The sequence below is a fragment of the Shinella agrisoli genome (assembly GCF_046557955.1).
In the GTDB taxonomy this organism is placed as follows: Bacteria; Pseudomonadota; Alphaproteobacteria; order Rhizobiales; family Rhizobiaceae; genus Shinella.
In genome coordinates this window covers 241890-260303 of the sequence record NZ_JBJIEP010000003.1, presented here as the reverse complement: position 1 = coordinate 260303, position 18414 = coordinate 241890, and the positions used below count along the sequence as shown (strand labels likewise).

The following is an 18414-nucleotide window of genomic DNA, read 5'->3' as shown; positions in this document are numbered from 1 at the left end:
GATAGTAAAAATGTTTGGTGTCCATGACGGTTGAAATTATCGGATATGCCGCTGTTGCTCCGGGGGCTGGTTCTGCGTCGCAGCTGTTCGACCTGCTGCGCCGGGGCGAATGCGCCGTAACCGATGTCCCGGCAGGACGCTGGGACAAGTCGCGTTTCTGGCATCCCCATCCCGGCAACGCGGGTAAGACCTATACGTTCGCGGCCGGCATCGTCGACGACATCGACATGTTCGATGCGCGCATTTTCGGCCTGTCGCGGCGCGAAGCGATGGCGATGGATCCGCAGCAGCGCCTGCTGCTTTCGGTGACCTGGCGCGCGCTGGAGGATGCGAACCTCTCCGTCTCGGCCCTGCAGGAGGAGGCGATCGGCGTCTATGTCGGCGCATCGAGCCTCGACAGTGCCAACCTTTCCACCGAAGACCCCGCTGCGGGCGGCCCGTATTTCATGACGGGCAACACGCTGTCCATCGTCGCAAACCGCATCTCGCATATCTTCGGCCTCAGCGGGCCGAGCCTGACGATCGACACGGCCTGTTCGTCTTCCCTCGTCGCGCTCGATCAGGCCGTCCGCGCGCTCAACCGCGGGGAAATCGACACGGCGATCGTCGGCGGCGTGAACCTTCTCAGCCACCCCTTGCCCTTTGTCGGCTTTGCGCAGGCCCGCATGCTCTCGCCGGAAGGCCGCTGCCGGGCCTACGACAACGATGCCTCGGGCTATGTGCGCGCCGAAGGCGCGGCGGTCGTCATCTTGCGCCGCAGCGACAAGGCCAGTGCCGCGGGGGACCGCAGCCGCGGCCGCATCCTTGCGACGGGCGTCAATTCCGCCGGCAGGACGAATGGCATTTCGCTGCCGTCCCAGGAGGCGCAGGCGTGTCTTCTCGAAAGGATCTACGCGGAAGCGGCGATCGATCCGAATCACCTGGCGTTCATCGAAGGTCACGGTACCGGCACGAAGGTCGGCGATCCGGCCGAGGTCTGGGCGATCGGCCAGGTCATCGGCCAGAAGCGGCATGCGCCGATCCCGCTCGGCTCCATCAAGACGAATATCGGTCACACGGAGCCGGCCTCGGGTCTCTTCGGCGTGCTCAAGGCGGTCATGGCGCTCGAGCACGACCATCTTCCCGCGTCGCTGTTCTTCGATACGCCGAACGATGCCATCGATTTCACCGGCCTCAACGTCAGCGTGACGTCGACGCCGCTGCCGCTGCTGCGCAGCCAGCGTCCCCGCCTCGCCGGCATCAATTCGTTCGGCTTCGGCGGAACGAACGCGCACGTCGTCATCTCCGATCCGCTTTTCCGGCGGGGTGCGCCTGCGGCGGAGGGGGTGGCCGGGGGCGACTACTTCATGGTCTCCGCTCACACGGAATCCGCCCTGCGGACGCTGCTGGAAGATTATCGGAACACGCTTGCAGGCATCCCGAATCAGGCTGCGGCGCAGTCGCTCGTTGCCGCCGCCGCTGCCGGGCGCACGCCGCTTCGGTACCGTTTCGTCGCGCAAGGCAGGAAGCCCCGCGACGTCGTTGCGGGGATCGATGACCATCTCGCCGGACGCGGCGGGCCGGTTGCGGCGGTCGGCGAGGCACCGGTCGGCGAGCCCAGGGTCGCCTTCCTGTTTTCCGGAAACGGCGCCCAATGGGCCGGCATGGGTGTCGACGCGCTGCGTGAGAACCCGGTATTCCGCCGCCATTTCAACGCCATAAGCGCGCTCTTCGAAGACCAGATCGGCGAGAAGCTGACGGATCTCCTCGTCGCCGACGACCTCGCCGAGCGCCTTGCCGATACGCGCGTCGCCCAGCCGCTCCTGTTCTCGATACAGGTGGCGCTGGCGCAGTGCCTGATCGGTGCGGGCATCCGCCCGGCCGTTGTCCTCGGTCATTCCATCGGCGAGGTTGCCGCTGCCCATATCGCGGGCGCCTTGTCGCTGGTCGATGCCGTGGCGGTCGTCGGCGTCCGCTCCCGCTGCCAGCACGTCACCCGCGGCAAGGGAACGATGGCGGCGGCGCTGTGCAGTGAAGAGGCCGCCCGTGATTTCATCCGGCGCAACGGCCTCGACGGGCTCGCCATCGCGGCCGTCAACGCCAGCAATTCCGTCACGATTTCGGGGCCGAAGGAGCAGATCACGGCGTTGCGGACGCTTGGGCGGCGCCAGAAGCTGGCGGTCCAGCCGCTGGACATCGACTATCCCTTCCATCACCCCCTGGTCGATGAGGCGAAGGATGAATTCCTCAAGACCCTGCCGAAGATCGCCCCCCGCGCGACGGAGTATGATTTCATCTCGACGGTGACGGGAGAGCCCGTAGACGGCACGGCCCTCGACGGCGCCTATTGGTGGCGCAACGTGCGCGAACCGGTCTGTTTCATGCAAGGCGTGGCCCGCGCCCTCGAGCAGGGCTGCAACCTGCTGATGGAGATCTCGCCCAAGCCCATCCTCACCAACTACCTGAGGGATGCGGTGAAGACGAGCGGTGCGGCCGCGCAACTGGTCCAGACGCTCGACAGGAGCGAGGACGACGGTACGACCGACCCCGTTGCCGGCTGTATCGTCCGGGCCTTGGCGCATGGCGCCGCCCTGCCGCGGGCACAGCGGAACGCGGCGATCGACCTGCCCGGCGTTCCCTTCGAGAAGGAGTCCATGGCCGGCACTCCGACGACGGACAGCTACGATCTGTTCGGACGCTACATGACGCGTGCCTATTCGCTTGCCGGCTGGCGGGCGGACCCGAACGGGACCGCCTGGAAGAACCACCTTGATGCGCAGCTTTTCCCGGATCTTGCCGAACACGTCGTCGATGGCCGGGCGATCATGCCCGGCGCCGGCTTCGTCGAGATCGCGCTTCAGGTCGCCCAGCAGGCGCTCGGCACCGACGCCGTGCAACTCACGAACATCGAGTTGCTGCGCCCGCTCGAACTCGGTTCCGCGATGGTGGAACTGTCGACGGTGATCTCGCGGGAAACCGGCACGATCGAGATTCGCTCCCGTGAAAGGCTGAGTGCGGACGACTGGACCCTCCATGTGGTCTGCCGCTGCCAGAAGGCCCTGCCTGCAATGCGCACGCCGGCACTTGAGGCGCTCGGTTCGGGCGCCGAGGACATCCCGGCGGAGCGCATCTATGGCATCGCTTCCTCCTTCGGGCTGGACTATGGCCCGGCCTTCCGCCTTGCGAAGCGTGTGCAGACCGATCAGCGCGCGCGCATCGATGTCGAACTCGCGCCCGGTTCGGCCCCCGCCCATCCGATGCTGGCCTGGGGCGTCAACCCCATGCTTCTCGACGCTGCCTTCCATGGCCTTGTCGGGTTGTTCGACCGGTTCTCGGGCGATGCCGAAGGTGCGCCCTATATCCCGGTTCATTTCGGTTCCATCTCCCTGCTCGCCGCCGGTATCGCCCCGGCGCGTGCCCGTATCGAGGTCGAGCGGGTCAGCCCCCATTCCATCAAGGCGCGCTTCGTGCTCGAAGCGGAAGATGGCCGCCCGATCCTCCTCCTGGAGGATTGCCGTTTCCGCCGGACCTGGCTCCAGCAGCACCACACACCGGCGTCGCTGACCTTCCATTATGAAGCGGTTCCCGTCGCCGAGACCATCGTGGACCATCCGTCGCGGCCGGCGGCCGGTTTCGTGATGGATGCGCCGGAACCGTCCGCGCCGGACGATGCCTCGCTCTTCCTTCAGGCTGCGGTTCTGCGCGCCTGCCACGACATTGTGCTGCCGCTTGCGGATGCCGCGGGCCGGCTGCCGCTTTCCGCCTTGCCGGGCGACAGGTCCTTCCAGGATTTCCTGTCGAATGCGCTGTACCTCCTGGGTGAGGCGGGGCTGGCCGCGCAGAGCGACGGCGTCTGGTCGGTGCAAGCCGCATCCGACCTGCCCGAGACCGGCGAAATCCTTGCCGAATTCACCGCCGAACGGCCCGACCGCGGCGCGGAAGCGGTGTTGCTCGCCGAAATCCGTGCGGGCGTGCTGCGCCATATCGACCACCTGCGCAGCGGCGGAGCGGACGCGCTGGAACTCGGCGGCAAGACCATGCGCCAGGCTCTCCGGCTGCATTCGCCGCAGGCCCGCGAGCGCAACGCGCTCGTCTTCGCCGCGGCGCGGAAGGCTGTGGCGGAGGGGGCGAAGGACGCACCGGTCATCGTTCAGGTCGGCGCGACGGCACCCGGCTTCAGCCGGAGGCTTGCCGACCTTGCCGCCCGCGCCGGCGGCAATCTCGTCATCGTGGAGCCGTCCGACGAATTGCGGCGCGCCGCCGAGGTCGCCTTCGGCGCGAGCGCGCGCGTGGCGGTCAGCGGCGCGGCGGACGTGCTGCGCGGCGCCGACGTGATCGTCAGCACCTGCGACCGGCTCCATGCCATGCTGGAGGCGGACGACGCGCTGTCCGGCGCGTGCGCCGCCGGCCTTGCAAATGGCGCCCGGCTGATTGCGGCCGAAACGCCGGCCTCCCTGCTCTACGATTTCTTCTTCGGCCTGGCGCCGGATTGGTTCTCGAACGGTCTGTCCCAGGCTTTCCCGGTCGGCCGGCTTGCGAGCGAAGCGGAATGGAGCCGGCGGCTGACGTCGTTGGCGGCGGACCGGCACGCGCTTCGCACCGTCCAGCGCCCCTATGGCCCGCTTCTTCTCATCGAGGTTTCGCCTGCCGCCCGGCAAGGCGAGGAAAGCGGCCCGCAGGATGCCGTTTCCTTCACGCCGCTCGGCGCGGTTGCCGGCTCCCTTGCACAGTTGCCGGCAATCGACCTGCACCAGCCGGCCGCCGAATTGAGCGCCGCCCTCGAAGCGGCCGTGCAGGCGGATACGGCCGCGCAACTGCTGCTTTACGTGGCGCCGGCGGACGGTTCCGAGGATGAGAGCGTGCTGGCGCGGGACGCCCACGGCCTGGCGAAGGCGGTGGAGGCCCTGCAGGCAAGTCCGGCGAAGCGCCGGCCCGGGCTCGTGCTCCTCCTGCCCGGCGGCGCGCTGGCCGGCACAAGCGAGGGCGCCGCCGCTTCGCCGCTGTCCGCGGGGCTGTGGGCCTTCGCGCGCGTGCTTTCCAACGAGTTCAGCGAGATCGACATCCACCTTGTGGACGCGGAGCGCGAGGATTGGCGCAAGGCGCTCCACCTCGTCTCCGCCGGTCACGGCGAAAGGGAATGGCGCATCGTCGGCGGTGCGCGGCACGCGGAGGCCTTGCGCGCCGTGGGCGGCCCCGTCCCCTCCTGCGACGTCTCCCGCGCCGACTTTGCCGCCGCGACCGTCCGGCAGCGCACGCCGTCGCGCGTCGACAGCCTCTACTGGGAAAGCATGGACCGGCCGGCGCCGGCGGCGGGCGAGGTTCTCGTCGAGGTCGCCGCGGCAGGCCTCAACTTCCGCGATGTGATGTGGGCCATGGGCCTCCTGCCCGAGGAGGCGCTGGAGGACGGTTTCGCCGGTGCGACGATCGGCATGGAGTTCTCCGGCCGCGTGGCCGCCGTCGGCGAAGGCGTGCAGGATCTTGCCGTCGGAGACCGGGTGATGGGCATCGGCCCGGCCGCGTTCTCCACCCACACGGTCATCAGGCGCGCCGGCCTCGCCAAGCTCCCGGACGAGCTCGACCTCGTCGCGGCCGCCACGGTTCCCGTCACCTTCCTGACGGCCTGGTATGCGCTGGTCGAGCTCGGCCGGGCCCGGCCGGGCGAGACGGTTCTCATTCACGGCGCGGCGGGCGGCGTCGGCCTTGCGGCGATCCAGATCGCAAAGGTCCTCGGCCTTACCATCATCGGGACGGCCGGCAGCGACGAGAAGCGCAGCTACCTGCGCTCGCTCGGCGTCGATCTGGTCTTCGATTCCCGTTCGCTCTCCTTCGTCGCCGACGTGAAGGCGGCGACGGGCGGCGAGGGCGTTGACCTGGTGCTGAACTCGCTGTTCTCGGACGCGATGGAGCGCAGCATCGAGCTGGTCAAGCCGTTCGGGCGCTTCCTCGAGCTCGGCAAGCGCGACTACTATGCGGACCGCAAGATCGGCCTTCGGCCCTTCCGGCGCAATGTCAGCTATTTCGGCATCGACGCCGACCAGTTGCCGCTGAAGGCGCCGGCGCTGACGAAGTCGATCTTCGAGCAGCTCGGCGCATTGTTCGCCAAGGGCGATCTTCGCGCCTTGCCCTACCGCACGTTCGAGCATGACGAGATCGCCGACGCGTTCCGCCTCATGCAGAACGCCGGGCATATCGGCAAGATCGTGCTCCTGCCGCCGCAGGCGGGCCACGATGCCGTGGCCGCGGCGAGCGGCAGGCCCGTCGCGTTCGATGCGCAGGGCATCCACGTCGTCGTCGGCGGTATCGGCGGCTTCGGCCTTTCGGCTGCCGACTGGCTCGCGGCCAGAGGCGCACGGCGGCTCGCGCTGGTGACGCGCCGCGGCATATCCGACGCCGAGACCGACGCCGCCGTTGCGGCCTGGCGGAAACGGGGCGTGGCGGCGAGCCTGCATGCCTGCGACGTGACCGATCCGACGGCGGTCGATGCGCTCCTTGCCCGCCTGCGCAAGGAAGCGCCCATCAAGGGCGTCGTCCACGCGGCGATGGTGCTCGACGACGCATTGCTGCCGAACCTCACGCAGGAGCGGTTCCGCCGGGTCATCGACGTCAAGGCGCGGGGGGCCGCGATCCTCGACAGGGCGACCCGCAAGGACAGGCTCGACTATTTCCTGATGTTCTCGTCGGCAACGACGCTGATCGGCAATCCGGGGCAGGCCAACTACGTCGCCGCCAACGGCTATCTCGAAGGCCTGGCGCGCGCGCGCCGCTCGCAAGGGCTTCCCGCCCTTGCCGTCGCCTTCGGCGCGATCTCGGACAAGGGATACCTTGCCCGCAACGACGAGGTCGGCGATCTCCTGGCACGCCGCATCGGCAGCACCGCGATGAAGGCCGCGACCGCCCTTGCCATGGTCGAGGCGCACATGCGCGACGATCCGGGCACGGTCGACGCGGCTGTCGTCGTCTGCTCGCCCATCGACTGGGCCGCCGCGCGCAACCTGAAGATCGTCGGTACGCCGCTTTTCGAGGTGCTGCTGAAGCAGGCCGGCCCGGCAGGCAGCGGCAGCGTCGGCGACACGGTGGACCTGGCCGCCCTCGTCGCGCAGAAGAGCGAGGCGGAAGCGCTCGACGCGCTCTATGCCCTTGTCGCGGAAGAGATGGCGACGATCCTGCGTGTTCCGGAGAGCGCGCTCGGCCGCGACAAGGTGTTGAAGGATGTCGGTTTGGACAGCCTGATGGCCGTCGAGCTTGCATTGAGCTTCAAGGAGAAGACCGGCTTCGACATCCCGATCACCAGCGTGGGCGACACGACGACCATCGAAAACGTCGTCCGCAACCTTTACGAAAAGGTTGCGCGTGCCGAAGAGGCGGAGCACGATGGCGACGAGATGGAGCACGTCGAGGCGCTGGCGGAGCAGCATATGGGCTCGTCCTCGGCCGCATCGAGAGGAAGATGACATCCATGGACGAATCGTCCGCGAGCCGCATGGCGCGGGAGCGCAAGGCGGCGTTGCTGCAGAAGATGCGCGGCGTCTCCACCATGGACGCCCGCCCGGCTGCCGTTTCGCTGTCGGCGGAGCGGCCCGTCCCGCGCTTCGAGGACCTGCCCGAGTACCGCCAGATCCGCATGCATGAACTGGCGGGCGAACTCACGCAGATCGGCAACCCGTTCTATCGTATGCACGACGTCGGCGCGGGCGCGCAGACCGAGATCGACGGCCGCCGCCTCGCGAACTTCGCGTCTTACGACTACCTCGGCGCCAACCAGCATCCCAGTGTCCACGAGCGGGTCCGCGAGGCGATCGACCGCTACGGCATCTCGGCCTCCGCAAGCCGGCTGGTGGCCGGCGAGCGTCCGATCCACCGGGAGCTCGAAGAGCGTATCGCCGCCTGTTACGGCGTGGAGGCGGCGGTGGTCTTCGTCAGCGGTTACCTGACGAACGTGACGGCGATCGGCACGCTCCTCGGCCCGGAAGACCTCGTCATCCACGATGAGTTCATCCACAACAGCGCGCTCGCCGGCATCAGGCTTTCCGGCGCCGCGCGCCGCTTCTTCCGCCACAACGACACGGCCCATCTGGAGGAGCTGCTTGCGGACTTCACCGGCAAGTTCCGCCGCATCCTCGTGATCGTCGAAGGCATCTATTCGATGGACGGCGATGTCGCCGACCTGCCGCGTCTCGCCGAGCTGCGCACCCGCTACGGCTTCTGGCTGATGGTGGACGAGGCCCATGCGCTCGGCGTTCTCGGCGCGGGCGGCCACGGCACCCATGAACATTTCGGCATCGATCCGGCCAATATCGACATCTGGATGGGGACCCTGTCGAAGACGACGTCGAGCTGCGGCGGTTATGTCGCGGGCAGCGCCGCCCTGGCGACGGTGCTCAAGGGCTCGGCCGGCGGCTTCGTCTACAGCGTCGGCCTGCCGCCGGCGCTTGCGGCGGGTGCCGTCGCGAGCCTGGACCTGCTCGCCGCCGAGCCGGAGCGGGTCGCGCGGCTGAGGCACAACGGCCGCCTGTTCCTCGATCTGGCCCGGCAGGCCGGCCTTAATACCGGCCTCAGCGAAGGGCATTCCGTGGTTCCGGTCCTCGTCGGGGACTCGCTGCGTGCCGTGCGCCTGTCGAACGATCTGCTCGCCGCCGGCGTCAACGTGCTGCCGATCATTCATCCGGCCGTGCCGGAGGGACAGGCGCGGCTGCGCTTCTTCATCACGTGCGAGCACACGGAAGAGCAGATCCGCGAAACGGTGGAGAAGACCGCCGAACTGCTCGGCGCGCTCGTCCGGGACAATTTCGGCCTCAACACGATCGACCGCAGCCAGATCGCGCGTCTCATGACGGGGGTCTAGCGTGCGGCATGTGCTCGTGACGGGCGGATCGAGCGGCATAGGCCTTGCCGTTGCCGATCTGCTCCTCGAGCGCGGCGACCGGGTCTGCCTCGTTGCGCGAGGCGAGGAGGGGCTGGCCGAGGCGGTGCGGACGCTTTCCCGCGGCATGCAGGCACGCGCCGAGAGGATTCTCGCCGCACCCGCCGACGTTACCGATGGAGAGGCGCTCTCGCGCGCCGTCGCCCATGCCGCATCCCGCTTCGGCACCGTCGACGTGCTCGTCGCATCCGCGGGCATCGTCGAGCCCGCCCGCTTCCTCGAGCAGGATCCGGCGACCTTCGATCGGCAGATATCCGTCAACCTGACGGGCGTCGCCAACAGCGCGCGGTCAGTCCTGCCCGGCATGCGCGAGAAGGGCGGGGGGCGGGTGCTGATCGTCTCCTCAGGCGCGGGCCTCATCGGCATTCCCGGCTACAGCGCCTACTGCGCCTCGAAATTCGCCCTCCGGGGCCTCGCCGCCGCCCTGCGGGCGGAGATGGCGCCCGCCGGCATTTCCGTCTCGATCTGCTTCCCGCCGGATACGCTGACCCCGCAGTTCGAGCGTGAGCTGCCGCTGCGCCCGCCGGAGGCCCAGGCGCTGATCGGGCGTGTCAGGCCGCGCGAGGCCGCCATCGTGGCACGGGCGATCGTCGCCGGCATGGACAGGGGCCGGCGCGAAATCCATTTCGGCCTGGCGCTCCGCCTGCTCGGTTATTTCGGCCCCTTTGCCGCCTCCTATCTGGACCGGCGCAGCGGCGCGCCGCCTCGCAGGGGCTGACACGCCGTTGCCGGGCCTAAGGGCTCGCAATTGTTGGAGGATGAGCTCCTTCGCCGTTGCGGTGCCGCCTTGTGCTCGCGGCGGCGGCTTCCTATGGTAGGCCTTTCATGCGCCTGACCATCGGGAGGAGACGAGGTGCCGACTGAAGCCGTGCGCGTCGTGCGCGATACGTCCGCCGATCCGGAATTCGGCCCGTGGCTGGCGCAGGCCTCCATCCTCGTCGTCGACGACGAGCCCGGCATGCGCAACTTCCTCCTGCGCACGCTCGGGCCGCGCTGCAAGCGGCTGGAGCTGGCGGCCGACACGGACGAAGCCTCCCGCAGGCTCGACCAGCACCATTTCGACGTTGTGATCCTCGACAACATCATGCCGAGGAAGAACGGCGTCGAATGGCTTGCCGAACAGCGCGCCATCGGCTTCTTCGCCGATGCCATCCTGATGACCGCCTATGCCGACCTCGAAACGGCGATCCAGGCGCTGCGGGCGGGCGCGGTCGATTTCATCCTGAAGCCCTTCCGCTCCAACCAGTTGCTCAACGCCGTGGCGCGCTGCCTCGACCGCATCCGCCTGCAGCGGGAAAACTACGTCCTGCGCTACGAGCTCAAGGCGACGTCGGACCATATCCTGCTGCGCGACCGGCTGATCGGCGAATCCGCCGCCATCGCCCGCGTGCGCGAGACGATCGCCCGCGTGGCGCCGCTGCCCACCTCGGTCCTGCTCACCGGCCAGTCCGGCACGGGCAAGGAAGTGGCGGCGCGGTCGCTGCACGCACTGTCCGACCGGTCGGCGAAGCCCTTCGTGCCGGTCAATTGCGGAGCGATTCCGCCGGACATGATCGAAAGCGAGCTGTTCGGCCATCTGAAGGGCGCCTTCACCGGGGCCGAGCGCGCCCGCGAGGGCCTGTTCCTGCATGCGCAGGGCGGCACGCTTTTCCTCGACGAGATCAGCGAGATGCCGCCGGCCACGCAGAGCAAGCTGCTGCGCGTGCTGGAGGATCGCAAGGTCCGGCCCGTCGGCTCGGAACGCGAGGTGCCCGTCGACCTGCGCTTCATCTTCGCCACCAATGCGGAGCTGGAGAAGGAGGTGCAGGCCGGCCGTTTCCGCGCCGATCTCTTCTTCCGAATCAATGTCATGCAGATCCACCTGCCGCCGCTGAAGGAGCGGGAGGGCGATGCGGTGGAGCTGGCGGCGCTGTTCATGAAGAAGCTTTCGGCCCAGCTCGCCATGCCGGCCGTGCCGATCGACGAGGCCGCCCGCCGGGCGCTCTCGACCTACGACTGGCCGGGCAATGTGCGCGAACTGCGCAACCTCATCGAGCGCACCTTGATCCTCGGCCGCTTCCCGGAAGGTTTCGGTTCGCCGTCCGCGGCCGCTGCCGATGGGGAGGGGGCATCGCTGGCGGATGTCGAGCGGCGCCACATCCTCTCCGTGCTTGCCGCATGCAATGGCCAGCGCGACGAGGCCGCGCGCCAGCTCGGCATTTCCCGCAAGACCATCGACCGCAAGCTGGCTGCCTGGGATGGCTGACGGCAAGCAGGGCGACACCATCCGGCCGGCGCGCTCCGTGCGCTACCGGCTGCTCGCCATCGCCCTCCTGCCGATGCTGGTGATCCTGCCGCTGCTGCTCGGCGTCACGGTCTATCGCTGGAACGCGAAGTTCGACGCGACGCTCGCCTCCAAGGTCAACGGCGACCTGACGATCGCGCACCAGTACCTCGCCCATATCCTCGACAACACGGGCGAGCATGTCACCGCGCTCGGCGCCTCGGCGCGCTTCCGCGATGTCGTCAACGACGGCAGCGCGCTGGAATCGCTGCTCGACGAGGCACGGGCCCGGCTGGAGCTCGATTTCCTCTATGTGATCGAGCCGGACGGGCGGCTTGTCGTCTCCGTCACGACGGGAACGGCGGCTTCGCTGCGCACCGATTGGCCTGTCATCCGCGATGCGCTGGCCGGCACGGCCGCGACCGGCATCGACATCTTCGACAATGCCGATCTCGAAAGGCTGTCCCCCGACCTTGCCGCCCGCGCGAAGCTGCCGCTCGTGCCGACGCCGAATGCGGTGCCGACCGAGCGCAGGGAGGAGACGCGCGGCATGGTCGTGCAGAGCGCCAGCCCCGTCACCCTCGGCGAGGGCCGCAAGGCCGTGCTCGTCGGCGGCATCCTGCTCAACCAGAACCTCGTCTTCATCGATACGATCAACGATCTCGTCTATCGCGAGGCGAGCCTGCCGGAGGGCAGCCAGGGCACGGCGACGCTCTTCCTCGACGACGTGCGCATCAGCACCAATGTGCGCCTGTTCGAGGGCCGGCGGGCGCTCGGCACGCGCGTTTCCGCCGCGGTACGCTCGGCGGTGCTCGGCGAGGGACGCACGTGGCTCGACAGCGCCTTCGTCGTCAACGACTGGTACATTTCCGCCTACGAACCGATCACGGACAGCCACGGCAAGCGGGTCGGCATGCTCTATGTCGGCTTCCTAGAGGCGCCGTTCACGGCAGCGAAGTACCAGACGGTGCTCACCATCGTCGCGGCCTTCTTCGTCATCACGGCGGCGAGCGTGCCGATCTTCCTGCGCTGGGCGCGGGGCATCTTCGAGCCCCTGGAACGCGTCGACGCCACCATCGCCAAGGTCGAGAGCGGCGATCTTTCCGCGCGTACCGGTCCCGTCGACAGCCAGGACGAGATCGGCCGCGTCGCCGTGCATCTCGACGATCTCCTGGACCAGCTCGAGCAGAATGACCAGGAGCTTCGCCGCTGGAACGAGGAGCTGAACGCCCGCGTCGACGAGCGCACCCGCGAACTCCAGCTCGCCAACCGGCAGCTGGAGGCCACCACCAAGCAGCTGATCCTCTCGGAAAAGCTCGCCGCCATCGGCGAGATCACCGCCGGCGTCGCGCACGAGATCAACAATCCGATCGCCGTCATGCAGGGCAACCTGGAGGTCGTGCGTTCCGTGGTGGGGGACAGGGCGGAACTGGCGAAGGTGGAGTTCCAGCTTCTCGACGAGCAGATCCAGCGCATCAGCCAGATCGTCACGAAACTCCTGCAATTCGCCAAGCCGGAGGAATTCGCCGGCTTCGTCGATCGCCATGCGCCGGGCGCGGCGGTGGCGGACTGCATGCCGCTCGTCCAGCATCTCCTGGCCAAAGCGGCGATAGAGGTGCGGCTGGAGAACACGGCGGAGCGCCTCGTGCTGATGAACCGCACCGAGCTCCAGCAGGTCATCGTCAACCTCATCGTCAACGCCATACACGCCATGCCGGATGGCGGCCGCCTGAGCATCGAGACCCGCGACCGCGACCGCGGCGAACGGCCGGGCGTCGAGGTCGTCGTCAGCGATACGGGCGTCGGCATGGATCCGGACGTGGCGGCAAAAGTCTTCGATCCGTTCTTCACGACGAAGCGGCAGGAGGGGACCGGGCTCGGCCTGTCGATCAGCCAGACGCTGGTGACGCGCCAGGGCGGCAGCATCTCGGTGGCCAGCCGGCCGGGCGAGGGGGCGACCTTCACCATCTGGCTGCCGGAAGCCGCCTGAGTGGACATTTTGTCCGGTCAAAGGGACAAACTGTCCTTCGCGCTCCAGAAAATTCCGGGCAAGCGGTTGATCTGAAAGGAAATCCTTCTTGGCATGCGCCTTGCAAGGGCCTCGCCGGGAGGTCGGCGCCTGTCGCCTGCACGCAGAATGCGGGCGGTCGCGCGCCGAAGGGATGACAACGCCCGGCTCCCTTCGAGAAATCTTCGCATCCGAGGGGTGCGCTGCGGAGGAGACCCAATGACCATATCGACCGAGACCTATGCCGGTTCCTATTCCGGCGGCATCCTCGACCGGGAACGCATCATCGCCAAGCCCGGCTTCAACCGCTGGCTGGTTCCGCCGGCAGCGCTGGCCATCCACCTGTGTATCGGCATGGCCTATGGCTTCAGCGTGTTCTGGCTGCCGCTTTCCAACGCGCTCGGCGCCGAGCAGCCGGCGACCTGTGCCGACATGTCGCTCGTCTCGGCGCTCTTCACGACGAGCTGCAACTGGCGCGTCTCCGACCTTGGCTGGATCTACACGCTGTTCTTCGTGCTGCTCGGCTCGTCGGCCGCCATCTGGGGCGGCTGGCTGGAGCGGGCGGGCCCGCGCAAGGCCGGCGTCGTCTCGGCCATCTGCTGGTGCGGCGGCATCGCGGTCGCGGCGCTCGGCGTCATGAGCCACCAGCTCTGGCTGATGTGGCTCGGTGCCGGCGTCATCGGCGGCATCGGCCTCGGTCTCGGCTACATCTCGCCGGTTTCGACGCTCATCAAGTGGTTCCCCGACCGGCGCGGCATGGCGACCGGCATGGCGATCATGGGCTTCGGCGGCGGCGCGATGATCGGCGCCCCGCTCGCCGACATATTGATGAACACCTTCAAGGGACCGGATTCGGTCGGCGTCTGGCAGACCTTCCTCGTCATGGCGGCGATCTACTTCGTCTTCATGATGGGCGGCGCCTTCGGCTACCGCATCCCGCCGGCCGGCTGGCGGCCGGACGGCTGGACGCCGCCGGCGAACACCAAGTCGACGATGATCACCGCGCATCACGTGCACCTGCGCGACGCCCACAAGACCCGGCAGTTCTGGCTGATCTGGGCCGTGCTCTGCCTCAACGTCTCGGCCGGCATCGGCGTCATCGGCATGGCCTCGCCCATGCTCCAGGAAATCTTCGGCGGCCGCCTGATCGGTCAGCCGGAGCTGACCTTCACCCAGCTCGACGCCAACCAGAAGGCGGCGATCGCGGCCATCGCCGCCGGTTTCGCCGGCCTCTTGTCGCTCTTCAACATCGGCGGACGCTTCTTCTGGGCGTCGCTCTCCGACAAGCTCGGCCGAAAGAACACCTACTACACCTTCTTTATCCTCGGCATCGTCCTCTATGCGCTCGCCCCGACGGCCGCGCATATGGGCAGCCAGCTGCTCTTCGTCAGCATCCTGTGCATCATCCTGTCGATGTACGGCGGGGGCTTCGCGACGGTCCCGGCCTATCTGGCGGACATCTTCGGCACGCAGTTCGTGGGCGCGATCCACGGCCGGCTGCTGACCGCCTGGGCGACGGCCGGCATCATCGGCCCGGTCGTGGTGAACTATATCCGCGAGTTCCAGATCGCCGCCGGTATCCCCCGCGAGCAGGTCTACGACTTCACCATGTATATCCTCGCGGGCATGCTGGCGCTCGGCCTCGTCGCCAACGCGCTGGTTCGCCCGCTTTCGGAAAAGTGGTACATGAAGCCGGAGGAGGTCGCCGCCCTCCAGGCCAAGAGCGCGGCCGCCGAGTCCGGCCCGACCGGCTCCTTCGGCATCGGCAAGGGCAGCCTCGACGGCAAGGCGGTGGTTGCCTGGGCCATCGTCGGCATTCCGATCCTCTGGGGCGTGTGGATCACGCTGCAGAAGACGGCAGCGCTGTTCTAGGGCAATTCCAGCAAGAGTGCGTGGCAGTCTTGCGTCCATGATGACAGGCCCCCGGCGGCTGGTTCCGCCGGGGGCCTTCTATAGCCTTCGTTCGTGTGCGGCCCGTCACGCCGCGCCGAGCGCCTCGGCGGAAATCCAGAAGACCGCATCCTGCGACTCGGCCGTTTCCAGCCAGAGGAAATCGAGATGGGGGAATTCCTCTTCGAGGATTTCCCGTCCCGAACCGATCTCGCAGATCATCCCGCCCTCGGGGTTGAGGTGGTCCGGCGCCTCCGCGATGAGCCGGCGGACGAGATCGAGCCCGTCCTCGCCGCCATCGTGCGCCATGGCCGGCTCCGCGCGGAACTCCGGCGGATAGGCTTCCAGCGCCGCATGATCCACATAGGGCGGATTGGTGATGATGAGGTCGTATTTCCTGCCGGCAAGCGGCGTGAAGAGATCGCCTCGGTGGAGGCTCACCCGATCGGCGACATCGTGTTCGGCCAGGTTCAGCCTGGCGACCTCCAGTGCGTCGGCGGACAGGTCCACCGCGTCGACCTGCGCATTCGGGAAGAATTTCGCGGCGAGGACCGCAAGGCAGCCCGAGCCGGTGCAGATGTCCACGGCGCTTTCCACCGCCATCGGATCCGGCAGGTAGGACGAGCCGTGCTCGCCGAGATATTCGCTGAACAGGATTTCCCCGATATGCGAGCGCGGCACGATCACCCGCTCGTCCACCAGGAAGCGCACGCCCTGGATATAGGCGCGGCCCGTGAGGTAGGAAGATGGCTTCCGGGTGGAAACGCGCGCCTCGATCCGCTCGGCAAGCAGCCTGCGCTCGGCCGGCAGCAGGCGGGCGTCGAGGAAGGGATCGAGCGTATCGATCGGCAGGTCCAGCGAATCGAGCAGCAGGAACGCCGCATCGTCGCCGGCCGTCGTCGTTCCATGGCCGTAGCTGAGTTCGGCCGCATTGAAGCGGGAGATCGCATAGCGCCAGTAGTCGCGCAGCGTTACGAGTTCGCTTGTAATGTCGTCTGTCGTCAACGGCGTCTCACTTCGATGGCTGCGGAAATTTGGCTGGACGACCCCGGCTTTAGAATGGCAAGGGCCTGTGGGTCAACCGAGGACGGGGACATGAAGGGCATCCGCAAGCCGCAGAAACCGAAAACCGGCCGCAGGGCGGATGCGCCTTCCGGCGGCAAGCGTGTCACCCTGCCGCGCGCGCTCTCCAAGCTGGGCTTCTGTTCGCGCACGCAGGCCGAAGCCCTGGTGCGCGACGGGCGGGTCACGGTCGGCGGCCGCGTGACGACCGATCCAGAGACCTGGGTCGACCTTTCCCATGCGGTGATCGCGGTGGACGGCAAGCGCGTCGCCGCCGAAGAGCGCGTCTACCTGATGCTCAACAAGCCGCGCGGCCTCGTGACGACCCGGCACGATCCGCAGGGGCGGCCGACGGTCTTCGATTGCCTCAGGCACCTCGACCACGCGCACCTTTCTCCCGTCGGGCGCCTCGACAAGGCGAGCGAGGGGCTGCTGCTCTTCACCAACGACACGGAATTCGCCCAGGCGCTGCTCGACCCGCAAACGCATGTCGCCAAGACCTATCACGTCCAGATGGACCGCCTTGCCAATCGGGAGATGCTGGATGCCATGGTGAACGGCATCCGGCATGACGGCGAGTTGCTGCGCGCAAGGCGCGTGCGCGCGATCCGCCAAGGGGAGAAGAACGCCTGGATAGAGGTCGTCCTGGACGAGGGCAAGAACCGCCAGATCCGGCGCATGCTGGAGGCGATGGACATCACCTGCCTGCGCCTCGTCCGCGTCGCGATCGGCGACCTCCTGCTCGGCGAATTGGAGAAAGGCGCGGTCCGGCCGCTATCGGGCGAGGAGGTCGAAAATCTCCGCCGCCTCGTCACGCCGCGGTAGGCCCCGGGGCGCGGGATCGTTTCGGCGGTTGCGGCCGCCGATCGGGCCCGCGAGCGCCCCCGTGCGGCGAACATTACGAAAATATAATGATCCCAAGGGCTTCTCCTTGGGGCTTTCCGGTGTCACATGTCAATCAAAGGGACGCGAGAGGCACGGCCTCGACACGTGGAACGCCGATGACCAAGACCGCACGACCGAAAACGGATGAGAAGGCCGCCGACGAGGCCGGCCGGACGAACGTCACCTTCATGCCCGGCGCAGCGCCGCCCGCCCGCCGCAAGCGGCGCTCGCGCGCCTGGATATGGCTGCCCGTGCTGGCCGTCCTCGCCGGCGCCGGTTATTACGGCTGGCGCGCCTATGCCCCGGCCCAGACCGCGACGGCGATCATCACGCAGCCTGTCGTGCGCGGCGACATCGAGAATGCGGTGACGGCCGTCGGCACGCTGGAGGCGGTGAAATCCGTCGATGCCGGCGCGCAGGTCTCCGGCCAGCTCAAGGCGCTGCATGTCGCGATCGGCGACACGGTCGCGAAAGACCAGCTCCTTGCCGAAATCGATCCTGCGACGATCGAGAACCGCATCGAGATCAACCGTGCGGAGCTTGCCAACCTTCAGGCGCAGCTCGAATCCAAGAAGGCGCAGCTCGCCCTCAGGCAGGCGAACATCGCCCGCCAGCGCAACCTCGTGGCCGGCAATGCCGCCGCCCGGCAGGCGCTCGACCAGGCCGTCGCCGACCTTGCCGCGGCGGAGGCGGACGTCAACGCCACCGAGGCGCAGATCCGCAAGCAGCAGGCGACGCTCGCCGGCGACGAGGTCGACCTCGGCTATACGAAGATCTACGCGCCCATGGCGGGCACCATCGTCGCCAACCCGGTGAAGGAAGGCCAGACGCTGAACGCCGTGCAGAGCGCGCCCACCATCGTCACCATCGCCGACCTTTCGACGATGGCCGTGCGCGCCGAGGTCTCCGAGGCCGATGTCGGGCGCCTCAAGGTGGGGATGGAAGCCTATTTCACGCTGCTCGGCCAGCCGGGCAAGCGCTTCACCGGCAAGCTCCGCCAGATCGAGCCGTCGCCGACGGTCGAGAACAACGTCGTGCTCTACAACGCGCTGTTCGACGTGCCGAACCCGGACGGCGAGCTGATGATGTCGATGAGCGCGCAGGTCTTCTTCGTGCAGGCGGCCGCCCGCGACGTGCTCCTGGTGCCGGCCGGCGCCGTGACCATGAAGCGCGGCGAGGGCCGCGGCAGGCCGCAGGCGGAGGTGACGGTCGTTTCGGCCAGCGGCACGCAGGAGGTGCGCAAGGTCGAGACCGGCATCCGCAACCGCGTCAGCGTCGAGGTGAAGAGCGGGCTTGAGGAAGGCGAGAAGGTCATCGTCAGCTCCGGCTCCGCCGGCGGCGGCTCGGCCGGCGGCGACCGGGGCTCGCGCCGCGGCATGCGCATGCCGCCGATGTTCTGAGGGCAGG

9 protein-coding genes are annotated in these 18414 nt (G+C 68.1%); 8 read left to right on the top strand and 1 reads right to left on the bottom strand.

Going from position 1 to position 18414, the window contains the following annotated elements; translation table 11 throughout:
- Window positions 1–23 precede the first annotated feature (23 nt).
- The 6 genes from ACIIOY_RS03985 to ACIIOY_RS03960 all read left to right on the top strand — a co-directional run bounded on the left by ACIIOY_RS03985 (window position 24) and on the right by ACIIOY_RS03960 (window position 15042).
- Window positions 24–7430 carry an SDR family NAD(P)-dependent oxidoreductase gene (locus ACIIOY_RS03985; RefSeq protein ID WP_411033328.1) on the top strand — a complete coding sequence of 2469 codons (7407 nt, stop codon included), beginning with the start codon at window positions 24–26 and terminating at the stop codon, window positions 7428–7430.
- An 83-nt stretch (window positions 7431–7513) separates the two neighbouring features.
- On the top strand, window positions 7514–8821 hold the full coding sequence (locus ACIIOY_RS03980; protein ID WP_411033351.1) for an aminotransferase class I/II-fold pyridoxal phosphate-dependent enzyme: 1308 nt from the start codon (window positions 7514–7516) through the stop codon (window positions 8819–8821).
- A gap of 1 nt (window position 8822) precedes the next feature.
- On the top strand, window positions 8823–9617 hold the full coding sequence (locus tag ACIIOY_RS03975; RefSeq protein ID WP_411033327.1) for an SDR family oxidoreductase: 795 nt from the start codon (window positions 8823–8825) through the stop codon (window positions 9615–9617).
- Between the two features lie 135 nt (window positions 9618–9752).
- Window positions 9753–11144: a sigma-54-dependent transcriptional regulator gene (locus ACIIOY_RS03970; protein ID WP_411033326.1), complete on the top strand. Its 1392-nt coding sequence runs from the start codon at window positions 9753–9755 to the stop codon at window positions 11142–11144.
- Window positions 11137–13152, top strand: coding sequence for a sensor histidine kinase (locus tag ACIIOY_RS03965; RefSeq protein ID WP_411033325.1), 2016 nt, complete (start codon window positions 11137–11139; stop codon window positions 13150–13152). The genes ACIIOY_RS03970 and ACIIOY_RS03965 overlap by 8 nt, the downstream gene beginning before the upstream one ends.
- A gap of 237 nt (window positions 13153–13389) precedes the next feature.
- Window positions 13390–15042, top strand: a complete 1653-nt coding sequence (locus ACIIOY_RS03960; RefSeq protein ID WP_411033324.1) for an OFA family MFS transporter — start codon at window positions 13390–13392, stop codon at window positions 15040–15042.
- 105 nt (window positions 15043–15147) lie between these two features.
- Here ACIIOY_RS03960 and prmB read toward each other — a convergent pair whose 3' ends face one another.
- Window positions 15148–16065 carry a 50S ribosomal protein L3 N(5)-glutamine methyltransferase gene (gene prmB, locus ACIIOY_RS03955; RefSeq protein WP_411033323.1) on the bottom strand — a complete coding sequence of 306 codons (918 nt, stop codon included), beginning with the start codon at window positions 16063–16065 and terminating at the stop codon, window positions 15148–15150.
- A gap of 90 nt (window positions 16066–16155) precedes the next feature.
- Between prmB and ACIIOY_RS03950 the strand changes: the two genes are divergently transcribed.
- Together ACIIOY_RS03950 and ACIIOY_RS03945 are read left to right on the top strand one after the other, a co-directional pair.
- A complete protein-coding gene (locus tag ACIIOY_RS03950) occupies window positions 16156–16947 on the top strand; it encodes a pseudouridine synthase (RefSeq protein ID WP_411033322.1) in 792 nt (263 codons plus the stop codon).
- A gap of 176 nt (window positions 16948–17123) precedes the next feature.
- Entirely contained in the window at window positions 17124–18407 is a 1284-nt protein-coding gene (locus ACIIOY_RS03945; protein ID WP_411033321.1) for an efflux RND transporter periplasmic adaptor subunit, read from the top strand.
- Window positions 18408–18414: the final 7 nt, after the last annotated feature.